The organism is Neoactinobaculum massilliense, from assembly GCF_900604955.1.
Classification (GTDB): Bacteria; Actinomycetota; Actinomycetes; order Actinomycetales; family Actinomycetaceae; genus Neoactinobaculum; species Neoactinobaculum massilliense.
The window spans coordinates 977,449-992,978 of sequence record NZ_UWPE01000001.1; the positions used below are offsets into that span (position 1 = coordinate 977,449).

At 64.5% G+C, this 15,530-nt stretch carries 8 protein-coding genes; 1 reads left to right on the top strand and 7 read right to left on the bottom strand.

Annotation, left to right across the window (positions count from 1 at the left end; genetic code table 11):
- Window positions 1–29: 29 nt before the first annotated feature.
- On the top strand, window positions 30–983 hold the full coding sequence (locus EIH27_RS04265; protein WP_241152964.1) for a cation diffusion facilitator family transporter: 954 nt from the start codon (window positions 30–32) through the stop codon (window positions 981–983).
- A 30-nt stretch (window positions 984–1,013) separates the two neighbouring features.
- On the opposite strand, the gene ffh is transcribed toward EIH27_RS04265, so the two are convergent.
- The 7 genes from ffh to EIH27_RS04300 all read right to left on the bottom strand — a co-directional run bounded on the left by ffh (window position 1,014) and on the right by EIH27_RS04300 (window position 15,201).
- The gene (ffh, locus tag EIH27_RS04270) at window positions 1,014–2,558 is read right to left on the bottom strand and encodes a signal recognition particle protein (RefSeq protein WP_124039699.1); all 1,545 of its coding nucleotides are present in this window, start codon (window positions 2,556–2,558) and stop codon (window positions 1,014–1,016) included.
- 109 nt (window positions 2,559–2,667) lie between these two features.
- Complete coding sequence (gene ftsY, locus EIH27_RS04275; protein ID WP_124039700.1) at window positions 2,668–3,768, bottom strand: signal recognition particle-docking protein FtsY; 1,101 nt, start codon at window positions 3,766–3,768, stop codon at window positions 2,668–2,670.
- A 35-nt stretch (window positions 3,769–3,803) separates the two neighbouring features.
- On the bottom strand, window positions 3,804–4,424 hold the full coding sequence (locus EIH27_RS04280; protein WP_124039701.1) for a hypothetical protein: 621 nt from the start codon (window positions 4,422–4,424) through the stop codon (window positions 3,804–3,806).
- Window positions 4,425–4,436: 12 nt separating this feature from the next.
- The gene (smc, locus tag EIH27_RS04285) at window positions 4,437–8,018 is read right to left on the bottom strand and encodes a chromosome segregation protein SMC (RefSeq protein WP_124039702.1); all 3,582 of its coding nucleotides are present in this window, start codon (window positions 8,016–8,018) and stop codon (window positions 4,437–4,439) included.
- A gap of 158 nt (window positions 8,019–8,176) precedes the next feature.
- Window positions 8,177–9,889 carry a bifunctional folylpolyglutamate synthase/dihydrofolate synthase gene (locus tag EIH27_RS04290; protein ID WP_241152965.1) on the bottom strand — a complete coding sequence of 571 codons (1,713 nt, stop codon included), beginning with the start codon at window positions 9,887–9,889 and terminating at the stop codon, window positions 8,177–8,179.
- Window positions 9,890–10,057: 168 nt separating this feature from the next.
- Window positions 10,058–13,312 (bottom strand): isoleucine--tRNA ligase, encoded by a 3,255-nt coding sequence (ileS, locus tag EIH27_RS04295; protein ID WP_124039703.1) that lies wholly within the window; start codon window positions 13,310–13,312, stop codon window positions 10,058–10,060.
- Between the two features lie 485 nt (window positions 13,313–13,797).
- Window positions 13,798–15,201: an MFS transporter gene (locus EIH27_RS04300; protein ID WP_206424878.1), complete on the bottom strand. Its 1,404-nt coding sequence runs from the start codon at window positions 15,199–15,201 to the stop codon at window positions 13,798–13,800.
- Window positions 15,202–15,530: the final 329 nt, after the last annotated feature.

The following is a 15,530-nucleotide window of genomic DNA, read 5'->3' on the forward strand; positions in this document are numbered from 1 at the left end:
CACCCACCGGAATGGTCCACACTTATATGGTGCAAAACGTCAATCTGGAAAAGTACGCGTGGCTGTCCGTCGGAGCGGCTCTCACCACCATCGTGCTGAAGTTTGGCGCCTACCTGCTCACAAATTCAGTAGGTTTTCTTTCCGACGCCGCCGAATCCACGGTTAACCTGGCCGCCGCCGTGGTGGCCCTGCTAGCGCTGCGCGCCGTGGCAAAACCAGCGGACGCCCGTTTTAATCAGGGGCGCTCAAAAGCCGAGTATCTCTCGGCCGCGCTCGAAGGCACCATGATTTTCGTGGCCGCCGTGGTTATTATCGCCACCGCTATCCGCCGCATTATCATTCCGGAGCCCGTTGGAAAGCTCGGGATTGGCCTGGTCATTATGGTGGCTGCCGCGGCTGTTAATGCTGCCGTGGGCACCGTGCTACTGAGTGCGGGGAAAAAACACCGCTCTCCCACCCTGCACTCGGACGGCGTGCATCTTATGACGGACGTCATCACCTCCGCCGCGGTGCTAATCGGCGTGGGCCTGGTGTGGCTTACCGGCTGGCAAATCCTTGACCCGATCGTCGCACTTTTGGCGGGTGCCAACAACATTCTCCAGGGCTCGCAACTGGTGCGCACCGCTTTGGCCGGGCTGCTGGACGTCACGCTACCGGATGAGCAGAACGCCGCTCTTACCGCCGTATTACGCTCCTACAACGGACGTGGCGTGGCCTTCCATGGCCTTCAGACGCGTCAGTCCGGCCGCTCCTCATTCGCCTCCGTGGACATGCTGGTGCCCGACGAATGGACCGTGCGGGCCGGCCACGAACTCTCAGAGGAAGTCGCCCACGCCATGCACCAGGCGGTGCCGGGCCTGCGCGCCTACATTCATCTGGAGCCAATTTCGGACCCGCTCTCCTACCAGGACATTCCCGAAGGCTTCGTGCCCATCGACGGCCAGCCGGACACCCTGTTCCCGGCGGCCTCACGCGTGCACTAGCACCTCCCTCAGCCCCGATCAGGGCCACGGTTAGCGCAGGAAACGCTTGAGCTCCTCAAGCGAGGCTGCATCATCGGCCGCGGGCGCCCCACCGAGGGCACCGAAGCTGCCGCCAAATGCGCTTCCCTGCCGGGTGCGCTGTGCAGCCGCTTCGGCTTCCTGCCGGGCACGCTTGGCAGGGTTCCCGGAACGGCCCTTCTTATTGCCGCTGCGCTTGGCCGCGGCCCGCTTAGCCTTGCGGGAGCCGCCACCGTGTCCACCCGGCATACCGGGATAGCCCTGGCTCATGCGGGTCATGAGCTTGGAGGCTTCCTCAAAACGCGTCAGCAACTGATTGATTTCCGGCACGGACGTGCCAGAACCGGCGGCAATACGCTGGCGGCGGGAGCCATTGAGAATCTTGGGTTGCTGACGTTCCGCGGGCGTCATCGATTGAATAATCGCCTTGACGCGACCAATTGAACTCTCATCCCACTGATCCAGCTGCTTACGGAATTGCCCCATACCCGGCAGCATGCCCATGAGCTTCTTGAGTGAGCCCATCTTCTGGATTTGCTCCAGTTGGACCAGGAAATCCTCCAGGTCGAAGCGGCCCGAGGCCATCTTGGACTGGATATCCTGCGCCTCGGTTTCCGTCCAGGTCTTTTCGGCGCGCTCGATGAGGGAGAGAATGTCACCCATATCGAGGATGCGGCCGGCCATGCGGTCCGGGTGGAACTTTTCAAAATCGGTGAGTTTTTCACCGGTGGAGGCGAACAGAATGGGCGCACCGGTGACGCCTCGTACGGACAGCGCAGCACCACCGCGGGTATCGCCATCCAATTTGGAAATGACGACGCCGGTGAAGCCCACCCCGTCCCGGAAAGCGGTGGCCGTGTTCACGGCGTCCTGGCCCACCATGGCGTCGATGACGAAGAGGATCTCATCAGGATGTACGGCGTCGCGGATATTGATGGCCTGCTGCATCATCTCCTGATCCACGCCGAGCCGGCCGGCCGTATCCACCACAACCGCACCAAAGCCGTGCGCCTCCGCGTAGGCGACGCCGCTGCGGGCCACGGCCACCGGGTCACCAACGCCATTACCCGGCTCGGGGGCCCACACTTCTGCGCCGGCACGTTCGCCAATAACCTGGAGCTGTTGAACAGCGTTGGGGCGCTGCAAATCTGAGGCCACGAGGAGTGTGCGGCGGCCGCCGTTGCCCAGCCACTTCCCCAGCTTGCCGGCCAGGGTGGTTTTGCCGGCGCCCTGCAGGCCTGCCAGCATGATGACGGTGGGGCGCCCGTGCGCCCAGTTCACGTCACGTTCCTCGCCGCCCAGCAGCTCGATCAATTCCTCATTGACGATTTTTACTACCTGCTGGCCAGGATTAAGGGCTTTGGACGCCACCGCCCCGGTTGCCTTTTCCCGCACGGAAGCGGTGAAGGAGCGCACCACCGGCAGCGCCACATCCGCGTCAATGAGGGCGCGCCGGATTTGGGCGACTGTCTCATCAACGTCCGCCTTTGTGAGGACGCCTTTGTTGCGCAAACCCTTGAATGCGCCGGTAATACGGTCAGAAAGCGAATTGAACAATAGTGTGCCTCTCGTCAAACTCCGTGTAGTCTAGCGCGGCGCAGCAGCGGAACGTGTGCGCCGTTTCGCGCCACCGATTGCACGCCTCGTCGCACGATCCCGGCTGCCCTTAGCCCAGCAGCGCATCCACGAAGTCTGCGGGGATGAAGGGCGCGAGGTCATCCGGACCCTCGCCCAGGCCCACCAGTTTGACTGGTACGCCCAGTTCCTGCTGCACGCGGATAATGATGCCGCCCTTCGCCGTGCCGTCAAGCTTGGTGAGCACGATGCCGGTAATACCCGCCACCTCGCCGAATACGCGGGCCTGTTCGAGCCCGTTCTGGCCGGTGGTGGCGTCAATGACCAGCAGGACCTCGCGCACCACGGACTCGCGCTCCATGACGCGCCGGATCTTCCCCAGCTCATCCATGAGGCCCGCCTTGTTCTGGAGGCGCCCAGCCGTATCAATGAGCACCACGTCCGCGCCCGCGGTACGTGCCCGGTGGACGGCGTCGAATGCGACGGAGGCCGGATCCGCACCCTCACGCTCCGAGCGCACCACTTCCACACCCACGCGGCTCCCCCACGTTTCCAGCTGATCCGCAGCAGCCGCGCGGAACGTGTCCGCAGCGCCCATGAGGACTTCCTTGCCGTCCGCACGCAGCAGGCGCGCAAGCTTGCCCACCGTGGTGGTTTTGCCGGTGCCATTAACACCCACGGCAAGGAGCGATGCGGGCAGGTGCGAACCGTCCTCGCCACGCCCGGGATTCAGGTGCAGGGACCGATCCATGTTCATGTCTACGCGGCGCCGCAGTTCCTCGCGCAGGATCTCACGCACGCGCTCCGGATCCTGCGTGCCGTCCACCTTCGTGGCCGTGCGCAATGCCTCCATGATGGAATCCGTGGCCTCAAGTCCCACATCGGCGCCGAGTAGCGTGTCCTCGATTTCCTCCCAGTCCGTCTCCGAAAGGTTGCCGCGGGAAAGAATATTAAGAATCGCGTGGCCGAATCCGCCGGACCGAGCCAGTCTCCCCCGCAGGCGTTGAATGCGCGTACCGGCGGCTTCCGGCTGTTCCTCTTCGACGGCGGTGGCACCCGCGTCCTCGCTGATCCGCTCACCACCCGGCGCGGGCGGAAGCCTATGGGAATTGCGCGCGGCGATCCAGGCGCCGAAGGCCGCCACCACAACGATGACGGCAATAATGATTAGTGCAATGATCTGACCGGTCATGATCCCAGTTTCCCAGGATTCTGTGCCGAACGCCACTAATTAGCGCGGTTATCACCAAGCGGTGGGAACTTCACGGTGGCGTTTGGCCGCCATGGCGCATTCGCCAGCTCCTCCAGGTGGATGCGGCGAGCCACTCGCGCTTGCTCGGGCTCGGCACTCTCCTCCGCCGAATTTCCAGCCGGCACCGCCTCGGACGGCAGAAACTCGGGCTCATCCTGAGCGGTCACGGCGGGCTTTTCACTCACCACCGGGGCAGCGACATCCACGGCGGGTTCCGCCACCGGCCCATCCGGCGCCGTCGTCGTGCCGGAGGCAGCAGCCAGGGAGCGCCGGCGTCGCACCGCCTCTTCGCGGAAGCGCTCGGAGACCGCACGCATGCTATCCGTGAACGCCTGGCTCTCCGAACGAATTCGGTCCCAGTTCTCCTCCACACCCTCCGGGGTGAGGTAGGCCTCCGAATCGGCGGGGAAACTGGCAAATACGGAGCCCACGCGCTCCTCCTCCACCACCACGGAAAAGTCATGGGTGGACAGGCCCTTATCGCGGGCCTCTTCGATGGCCGCGCGCGCGGAATTGCGGGAGGGCCGAGCAACAAAGTAGAGCAGAAGGATGGCACCCACCACGATGATAATGAGCAAAAGAATAGCGAAAATCATAATTCGTTCCGGCTAGCGGACCTCCTCCTTTCGTAGCTCGGACAAACGCTGGGACACCACGGTGGATACTCCGTCCTCACGCATTGAAACTCCATAAATCGTATCTGCAGTTTCCATCGTGCGCTTCTGATGCGTAATGACTAGCAACTGTGATGTCTCCTGCAATTCACGGAAAATACGCAGTAGGCGCGTGAGGTTGACATCATCCAGGGCCGCCTCCACCTCATCCATTACATAGAACGGTGAAGGACGGGCGATGAACGTGGCCACCAGGAACGCAATGGCGGTTAGCGAACGCTCACCGCCGGATAGCAGGGACAGGCGTTTGACGCGCTTTCCCGGCGGGCGTGCCTCAATCTCCACCCCCGTGGTGAGCACGGAATCCGGCTCGGTAAACACCAGGCGCCCGCGGCCCCCGGGGAAAAGGACGCCGAATACGCGCTCGAACTGCTGGGAAACATCCGCGAGCGCCGCCTTCATGATGCGCTCAACGCGATCATCAATATCTCGGACAATGCCAAGCAAATCCGCGCGGGTTTGCTTGAGATCCGCAAGCTGCTCAGAGAGGTATTTGTTGCGCTCCTCCAGGGCGGCCTGCTCCTCCAGGGCCAGCGGATTAATGCGTCCCAGCTTGTCGAGTTCACGTTGAGCGGTTGCCAGCCGCTTTTCCTGTTCGGCGCGCACGTAGGGGCGGGCGGTGCCATCCTCCTGGGGAACCTCGCACAGGGGGCCGAATTCCGCCATCAATGCGTCCGCGTCGGTACCGAGTTCTTCGGCGGCGCGGGCGGCAAGCTGCTCGAAGCGAAGCTGGTGGGTGGCACGGGCGAGTTCGCGCTGGTGAGCGGAATCATCTAGGCCGCGCCGTTTTTCTTCAAGGTCTGTGAGTGCACGCCGCTTCGTGGTGAGCGCGGCGTCCTGCTGGGTGCGTCGCTCAGTGGTGGCCGCACGACGGCGCTGGGTGTCCTCACGTAGCGCCGTGGATGCGGCGAGGGCGCGTCCAGCCAGCGTGCCAATGCGGGTGAGGGACGCGAGCGTGTGTTTGCGGTGCGCGGCTTCACGTTCTTCCCGTTCCTTGCGTTCGCGGGCACGTTGCGCGGCCCTATCCAACGAATCTGCCCGTCCGACGACGCCGCGGAGGCGCTCCTCGGCTGTACGCAGCGCAAGCCGAGCGTCGGTTTCTGCCTTTCGGGCCACCCGGCTGGATTCGGCCGCTCGCGTTCGCTGACTGTCCAGCTCTTTTAGTTCGGCCGCTCCGGCCTCCGGATCAACCTCGGCCTGCTGGCTGGCACGCAGCGTGTCCAGTTCGGCTACACGACGGGCACGATCCGTGGCGATGGCGGCCAGCCGGCTTGCTGAGCGTTCCTCGTTCTTTTTGGCGGCGGCAAGTGATTGGCGGGCGGCGCCCAGTTCGGCCGTGGCGGCGGCAGCGGCCGCATCCCGGGCGGCCAGCTCCGCTCCGGTGCGATCAAAGGCGGCGCGGGCGGATTCTTCGGCCGTGTGCGCATCCTCCAGTCGGCTAGCCGCCAGTGCTGCGTCCGCCTCGGCGTCCGCGAGTTCCTTGGTGGCGTCATCTAAGGCGGTGCGGCGAGCCAGTAGCGAGGCCGCGGACGCCTCGCCACCGCTCACCCGTGTCCGGGTGAGGAGCGCGCCGTCCTTGGTGGCCACGGACGGGGCACCGTGTTCGATGAGGCGCCGGGCCGTCACCAGGTCCTCGGCCACGGCGGTGCCGCGCAGCATGGCGCGCAGCGCGGGGGCGGCCGGACCGCTGAGGTGGACGGCGTCGAGGGCGGGCCGGGCCGCATCGCCTGCGCCTACCTCCGCGAGTGTCACCTGCAACGCGGCGTCGCTCGCGTTATCCTCCGCCGCGTCCTGCCTGCTATCCGCTTCTATACCGGGCTTCTGGTCGGTCACGGTGATCTCGAGGTGGCCGGCCGCTTCCACCGCGGCCGCGCGTAGCAGGTCCACGGCGGTTTCCAGCCCAGTACTCACGCCGGAGGCGGCACCGCCCAGCGCGGTCTCTATGGCGCTCTCCCAGCCGCGCTCGGCCACAATCGCTTCGCTCACCGGCGTGGCGCCGCGGCTGACCGCCCACGCGCTGGCATCCTCGGGTGCCAGCGACAGCTTGAGCGTATCCGCGGTGGCCCGCAGCCGGGCCACGTTTTCTCGCGCCGTGCCCGCGGCCTCGCGCGCCGCGCGCAGCGCCTGCGTAGCCTGGGCAAGCTGGCGCGAGGAGGCCTCATGCGCGGCGGTACCGGATTCGTCGTCGCCCCGCGCCACCGCCTCCTCCTCTAACGCCGCAACGCGCGCCGCGGCCTCTGCGGCACGCTGACCGGCGGCCGTTTGCTCGGCGGTAACCCGCGTCGCTTCGTCATCGAGCGCCTCCAGGCGGGAGGTGGCGGAGGCGATTTTCCCGGCTAGCCGGGCGGCATCTTCGCGCTGGTCCGCAAGCGAACGGGACAGATCCGCATGGCGTCGTTCGGCTGCCCGCTCGCCGCGCTCCGCTTCTTCCCGGGCCGATTGGGCCGCGCTCAGTGCGTCCGTGGCCTCCTCGGTGCGCCTTCGTAGTGTTTCTTCTTCGTCGCGGGCCTCCCGGGCACGCCGCTCCAGCTCCGCGGGGTCCTCCCGCTGGGCGCCTTCCGCGCCGCGGGCGCGGAGAGAATGCTCCCGCTCCGCCGCCAGGTTAGCCAGCGAACGGAAACGTTCTTCCAGTGAGGAAAGCCGCTCGGAGGCGGATATTAGGTCCGATAGTTCGGGAGCCAGCCGTGCCGCCTCATCTTCCAGCCCGGCAATCTCCGTGCGTACCGTCTCCAACGCCGCCGTGAGCGCCGTACGCTCCCGGGCCAGCTTGGCCGCATCGGCCTGCCCGGCATCGAGGCGCGCCTGCGCCTGCGCAATGTCATCGGCGAGTAACCGGGCCTTGGCATCGCGTACGGTGGCCTGCACAATGCCGGCCCGCCGAGCTGCCTTCGCCTGCCGTGCCAGCGGCCCGAGCTGCCGGCGCAGCTCCTTGGAGAGGTCCTCCAGACGGTCAAAGGTGGCCTTCATCGAGTCCAGCTTGTGTAGCGCCTTCTGCTGACGCCGCCGATGCTTGAGCACGCCGGCCGCTTCTTCGATAATGCCGCGGCGCTCCTCCGGTGTGGCAGTGAGCACCTGGTCAAGGCGCCCCTGCCCAATGATGACGTGCATTTCTCGGCCCATGCCGGTATCGGAGAGTAGTTCCTGAATATCCAGCAGGCGTACCTGGTTGCCGTTGATCGCGTATTCGCTGCCGCCCTCGCGAAATAGGGTGCGGGAGATGGTGACCTCGGAATACTCGATGGGGAGGGCGCCGTCGGCATTATCAATGGTGAGCGATACCTCCGCGCGTCCCAACGCCGGCCGGTTGCTGGTGCCGGCAAAGATGACGTCGCTCATAGCGCTGCCGCGGAGGCTCTTCGCACCCTGCTCGCCCATTACCCACGCGAGCGCGTCCACCACGTTGGATTTTCCCGAGCCATTCGGCCCCACGATCGCGTTAATGCCCGGTTCAAAACGAAGGGTCGTTGACGTGGCGAAGGACTTAAACCCACGCAGTGTCAGCGACTTTAAATGCATACGCAGATGTTACCGCGGCTTGGGCACATTCCTGCCATCAGTGCGACCGCCCACGGCAGGGATCCGTGGCCGTGTTAGCGGCGTCGACGCCGGCCGCCCACGCAAGCCGGTCCCGCCCACCCGAGCAGGTCCCAACGTGCGCGTGACGGCGTCGAACCCTATTCAGCACCATCCGGGGCGTGCTTCCCCATGACACGCCGAGCCTCCCCCACCAGCTGGATGGAGCCTGTCACCACCACGATGGGCTCTGTCATGGACTCGTTGCGCTCGCCCGCCTCAGCGAGACCAGCGGCCGTATCAATGGCGCTGAGCAAATCCGCCTCCGTGCGTACGCGGTCCTCACCAAATACGCCGCGCGCCACCTCCGCCAGATCCTCCATGTCCATGGCGCGAGAGGTCCACGGCATACCGGTGATAACCACCTGGTCAAGCACGGGCTCGAGCTCACCGAGGGTGCCCTCCACGTCCTTGTCAGCCATCATGGCCATAACGCCCACGCGATTACCCGGGTAGTACTCCGCGAGCGCGGCCGCCGTGGCCCGGGCACCATGCGGATTGTGGGCGGCATCGACCAGCACGGTCGGCGAGGAACGTACCACTTCCATGCGCCCCGGCGAGGTGGCGGCCATAAGACCGTGCTCCACGATGTCGCCCGGCCAGGACGCGCCGCCAAAGAACTGCTCCACGGCCGTGAGGGCCAACGTGGCATTTTCGCCCTGATAGACACCCTTCAGGCCGAGGGGCACATCCTCGTACCGGGCAGCAGGCGTTTGAATGCTGACTAATTGTCCACCCACCGCGGTCTCGTGGGAAATGACCCGCATATCCTCGCCGTAGAACACCACGGATGCCCCCACCTCATGGGCGCGCTCGAGGATGATGTGCTCCACGGATTCCTTCTGTCGGGCGGACACCACCGAGGCGCCGGGCTTAATAATGCCCACTTTCTCGCGCGCAATCTCCTCCACCGTGTTGCCCAGCCACTGCTGGTGGTCCAGGTCCACGGGCGTGAGCACGGCGACCTCACCATCGATCACATTGGTCGCGTCCCAGCGGCCACCCATGCCCACCTCAATGACGGCCACGTCAATCGGCGCATTCGCGAACGCCCAGTACGCCATGACCACGAACACCTCGAAGAAGCTAAGCCGCGGGCCGCCGGCGGCCTGGGATTCGCGATCCACCTTCTCAATGAACGGGGCCACATCCTCCCAGGTCGAGATGAAATCTGCGCGGGAGATGGACTGCCCATTGATGGCAATACGCTCCCGCACGCTCTCCAGGTGGGGTGACGTGAAGCGACCGGTTTTCACGCCGCGCTCACGCAGCAGGGATTCAATCATCCGCGCCGTCGAGGTTTTCCCATTCGTGCCGGTGATGTGAATGGCATGGAACATAAGCTGCGGGTTCCCCATGATGTCCAGTACACGGCGCACGCGTTCCAGGCTGGGCTGTACCTTGTGCTCGGGGGCACGGGAGAGAATGTTCTGGTAGATGGCCTCCACCTTCGCATCCAGTTCCGCCCGGTCCGCAAGTTCATCAATGGGTTCCGGAGCGGGCGCATTGATGACATCCTCGATCACCGTGGGATCCGGGCCGGCGAAGAGCGGTGAGCGGATGGCATCCTTGAGCGCCCTGTCAAAGCGCTCATCTTCCTCGCGTTCTGCCGCGGTGCGCCCCTGCGCATCGATACCGAATTCGTCGATGCCATCATCATCCGAGGTATCCATTTCCGGGTCCGGCGTGAGTTGCATATTCGGGTCCGGCAGGAAATCTCGCTCCGGATCCCGGGGGTACGCGCGCCTCTGCTGACCGGGCGTAGCCTGTTCTGGCTGGGACTCCTCCGGAATCCCAAACGCATTGTTGCTCACCTGTTCTCCTCCCCGGCGCGCCTTTCGCGCCGAACACGCAACGCGGCCGGCTGCGGGATTCTTCCCGTACCGGCCGCATTTTTATCGTACGACGCCGCCGCGGTCCCGGTCGCAGAACCAGGCGCGTACGAGAGCGCATCCCGGCACCCGGGCCGGGATGCGCCTGTGCTACCTCAACGGCTCAACGAGGGCGTGAATCTCGTCCTCATTGGAGTGCCCGGCGCTCGTCTCCGCATCGGCTGCCGCCTCCACGGTGGCCTCAAGCGCGAGTGTCTCGTGCTTGATGAGGTCCAGATGGGCCTCAACATCCGCCACCCGCGCGGCGGGCACGGTGAGGTGCAGGCGGATACGGTCAGCCACATTGAGGTCATCAGCCTTGCGCTGATCCTGTACCACGCGTACCACATCGCGGGCGTAGCCCTCGGCTTCCAACGCCGGGGTGAGCTCCGTATCCAGGGCCAGATAGGAACCGGATGGCAACTCCGTGGCAACGAGGGTGGGATCCTCGGTGGACACCCGCGTGGTCAGGTTGTACTGGCCGGGCTCAAGGATCACCGGCGGCTCCCCCTCCAGCTGCACCCGTCCGCCGTCCAGCATGGTCCACTGCCCCGCCTTGGCGGCCTTAAACAGCTGCGAGGTGCGCTTGCGCGCCTCGGGAGCCAGTTCCCGCGGTAGTACGGCCAAATCGCGGGAGAGCTCCATGCCGGAGTGCTCCGCGTCCACCAGTTCCACCTTCTTGACGTTCACCTCCGAAGCGATGAGGTCAAGGTAGGGGCGCAGGTCCAGCGTGGTGACGATTCGCATGGCCGCGAGCGGCTGGCGCACACGCAACGAGTGCGTCTTGCGCAGTGAGTGGGCGGCGGAGACCACCGCGCGCACCTCGTCCATTTGCTCGCGAAGCGCCTCATCCCGCCAGTTTTCCGGCAACTCCGGCCAATCCTCCAGGTGGACGGAACGCCCACCGGTGAGTCCCTTCCAGACCTCCTCCGCAAGAAGGGGCAGGAAGGGCGCCACGGCGCGCATGAATACCTCCAGCGCGGTGTAGAGCGTGTCGAAGGCAACCGAATCCTCATTCCAGAACCGGTCACGAGTGGTACGCACGTACCAGTTGGTGAGTAGATCAATGAAGCCGCGCACCTTGTCCGTGGCGGAGAGGATGTCATAGGCATCCAGATCCGCCCGCAGCCCGTCCACCGTCTCTCTGAGGGAGGCGAGCAGGTAGCGGTCCATGATATCCAGCCCGCTCGTATCCTCGCCCACGCGCTGCGCCCGGTACCCCTCACCCTTGTTCGCGGCGTTCGCATAGAGGGCGAAGAAGTAGTAGGCGTTCCAGATGGGGAGCAGCACCTGACGGACGGAATCTCGCAGGCCCTTCTCTGTCACCACCAGGTTGCCACCGCGCACAATCGTGGAGCTCATGAGGAAGAAGCGCATGGCATCGGACCCCACGGAATCGAACATCTCATTGACGTCCGGGTAGTTGCGTAGCGACTTGCTCATCTTTTGACCGTCATCACCCAGCACAATGCCGTGGGACACGGCGTGCTGGAACGGCGCGCAGTCGAACAGTGCGGTGGAAAGCACGTGGAGCGTGTAGAACCAGCCGCGGGTTTGCCCAATGTATTCGGTGATGAAGTTGCCCGGGAAATGATCCTCAAACCACTGTTTGTTCTCAAACGGGTAGTGCACCTGCGCGTAGGGCATGGAGCCCGAATCAAACCAGCAGTCCAGCACGTCGTCGATGCGGCGCATAACGGACTTACCCGTGGGATCATCCGGGTTGGGCCGGGTGAGTTCATCAATGTAGGGGCGATGGAGGTCCACCTCCCCGCTCTTGGGGTTGATGGGCAACCGTCCGAAATCGCGCTTCAGTTCCTCGAGCGAGCCGTACACATCCGTACGCGGGTAGTTCGGATCATCCGAGCGCCACACGGGGATGGGGCTGCCCCAGAAACGGTTGCGGGAAATGGACCAGTCACGCGCGTTCGCGATCCAGTTTCCCCACTGCCCGTGCTTGAGGTGCTCGGGCGTCCAGGAGATTGCCTCGGCGGTTTCCACCATGCGATCACGGAACTGAGACACCTTGACAAACCAGGAGGTCACCGCCTTGTAGATGAGCGGATTACCGCACCGCCAGCAATGCGGGTAGGAGTGCACGAAGCTCTTTACCTGGATAAGCTTGGCGCGCTCAGCCTCCGGGCGGCGAGCGATCGGGCCCGTTTCATCGCGCAGATCCCGGATAATCGGGGCGTTGGCGTCAAACACCTGCAGCCCCGCGTAATCCGACACCTCAGAGGTGAGAATGGCACCCGCGTCCACCGGCACAACAGCCTTAATACCCGCCGCGTTACACACATTCATATCGTCCTCACCGAAGGCGGGGGCAATATGCACCAGTCCGGTACCGTCCTCAGTGGTGACAAAATCACCGGCGATGATGTGGAAGGCCTTCGGCCCGGGCGCGACGTCATCGGGCCGTCCCACGAAATAGTCAAAAATTGGGTGGTAAGCGCGGCCCACCAGGTCCGAGCCCTTGAGGCGTTCCAGTACCTCGGGGTTCTCACCCAGTTCCTTCGCGTAGGCTCCCAGCCGCTCAGCGCCAATCACCACACGCTCACCGGCCAGCTTCCCCTCCGCGGGTTTGACCACCACGTAATCAATGTCCGGACCCACCGCGATGGCGAGGTTGGAGGGAAGCGTCCAGGGCGTCGTCGTCCAAATAAGGGCGTACTCCCCCGTTTCCAGCCGCAGCCCAACCGTGACCGTGCGGTCCTGGCGATCCTTATAGACGTTGTCGTCCATCTTCAGTTCGTGATTGGACAGCGGCGTCTGATCGTGCCAGCAGTACGGGAGCACGCGGAAGCCCTCATACACGAGGCCCTTCTTGTAGAGCTCCTTGAACGCCCAGATCACGGACTCCATGTAGGTGGAATCCAGCGTCTTGTAATCGTGATCGAAATCCACCCAGCGCGCCTGGCGGGTCACGTAGTCTCGCCACTCCTGGGTGTACTTGAGCACGGAGGTGCGGCAAGCCTCGTTGAACTTTTCAATGCCCATCGCATGGATCTCATTGGTGGAGTCAATGCCCAGTTCGCGCTGCGCCTCAAGCTCCGCCGGAAGTCCGTGCGTATCCCAGCCGAAGCGCCGCTCCACGTGCTTGCCGCGCATGGTCTGGTAGCGGCCCACCAGGTCCTTGACGTAGCCGGTGAGCAGGTGGCCGTAGTGAGGGAGGCCGTTGGCGAAGGGCGGGCCATCGTAGAAGACGAATTCATTGGAGCCGTGCTCGCCGGGATCGCGATGATCCACGGAGGCGCGGAAAGTGCCATCTTCCTGCCAGAACGCGAGCGTTTCCTCTTCCAGCTTGGGGAAGGAAGGGGAGGCAATGAGCTCGCCATTGCGGTGGAGGGGGTAGTGCTGAACCACGTGTACTCCTCAACAGTTTGGACATCTGCCGAGGACGACTTTCGCCGCGGTACCACCTCGTTTGCCATTGCTGGCCACTCGTCTGGACGGTAACGAGTCCATCCGCCCGGTTCTACTGGGGCTTTGCCATACGCCGCCCGTTCTTCCGGAAGCTCCCCGGGGATAACCGGATCAAAGCTTTGCTTCAGTGTAGCGTTTTGCGGCCCGCGAGCGTGTGGCGCACGTGGCGTTTTCTACCGGCGCGGCGGGCGTCAGCGTTTTGTATGGCGGTCGCGTTCCCGACGACGCCGGCGCGCGCGAGTTGTCTGAGGTGACGAGGTGCGTTCCACCGACCGGCGCCTTCGGCACCGTTATCCCGCACGGATGCGAAAAGCGGGCTCGCACTGTGCGAGCCCGCTTGACTGTCGATACAGACGGCGCCATACAAAGAGCTGCGCTCCAACCCACTACGGCAGCCGGGGCACCGCTACGCAACGGCGTCGTAACTAGGCGGCGAGCGCCTTATCGGTATGCGCCTCACCCTCCACGGCGTCCGTGGCGATGGTGAGGTCCCGATCTACGGTTTCCGGCGCCCAGATGGAGGCCAGGAGCGTGCATAGCATGGTGAAGCCCAGGTAGATGGCCAGCGGAATCCAGCTTCCAAACTGGAGCAGCAGCCAGGAGCACACCATGGGGGCGATGCCGCCGCCGATAAGCGAGGAGGCCTCGCGCGCAACGGTCACGCCCGCGTACCGGTAGCGGGTGCCGAATAGCTCGGGGAAGTAGGACATCTGTACACCCACGTTGCCGTAGGCCGCGAAGATGTAGCCGAGTACCACGGCCAGGCCCACCAGCAGGGTAGAGCCCGTGCTCAGTAGCCCGAAGTAGGCGAACGGTAGCACCACGCCCAGCGCGGCGATCAGCAGGTACACGGGTTTGCGGCCCAGGTGGTCAGAGAGCGCGCCCCAGCAGAACGCAGACACCATACCCACCACGGCGCCAATCAGCTGAATGTCCGTAATGGCCGAGCGCGGGAAGAAATCCTCGGTGCCGGCCACCACCACGGTGGTGGTCACGAAGGTGACAAAGAAGGTCTGCACCGCGTAGGAATTTGTATTCGGTCCCCAGTTCATGATGGCCACCTGGAGAATGCGCTTCCAGCCGTACTTAAGGGACTGCGCCACGGGCGCCTGCTCGCGGTGCTCCTCCCCGGCAGACTGCTTAAGCTCAGAGAACACGGGAGATTCGGCCAGGTGGCGCCGAATGAGCCAGGCGCCCACGGTCACAATGATTGAGAACCAGAATACGATGCGCCAGCCCCAGGCCAGGAATGCTTCCTCCGGCATGATCCACTGGACGAGAGCGAATACGAAGGTACCAACCACGGTGCCGGCGGCCGCACCCACCATCACCGAGGAGGACAGCCGTCCACGATGCCCGGGGCGTCCCGTCTCCGTGAGGAGGGTTGCCGAGCCGGATTGCTCAGCGCCCGCGCCGAGCCCCTGCAGAACACGCAGCACAAACAGCAGAATCGGTGCCAGCACACCCACCTGAGCGTAGGAGGGCAGCACGCCGATAAGGAAGGTAGCCGTTCCCATGAGCGCGAGGGTCATGACCAGCACCCACCGCCTCCCCAGCTTCTCGCCGTAGTGGGCGAAAATAATGCCGCCAATGGGGCGGGCGAAGAAGCCGACGGCAAATCCAGCGAAGGAGGCGAGGGCGCCGGCTAGCGGGTCCGAATCCGGGAAAAACACGTGCGGGAATACCAGCGCGGCAGCCAACCCGTAGGCGGCAAAATCAAATTGCTCCAGCATGGTGCCGACGCCGCCGGCAATTGCCGCCGTGCGAATATTTCGATTGGAGCGGGCCTCAGAATAAGCTTCAGCCACCGAATTGGGCGTGGTGCTCATAGGATCCTTTCGGAGTTAAAATCCTGTACCCCGCGGGCGCGGCGCGTGGAGCAGCTCGCGTGAGGGGTGACGCCTCGAAATAACCCGAGGCCTTATCGAGGATAATAAGTTACGGAACATATTCCAGGACCGTTAGTCGGTTCTGCCGGCCTCATCGCCGCCTACCTTTTTATGGTGTTCCTGCTAGCCCATCGCACTAGCCACACGCCCCACGGCCCGGCCCGGCGAGCGGCATCGTTCTCACTCCCCATCCGGCTCCCAGGCCCATACCCGGCCGGCACGCCGCCCGGAACGTGCCGGCCGCAACAGCCCCACAACATGCGTTGCAC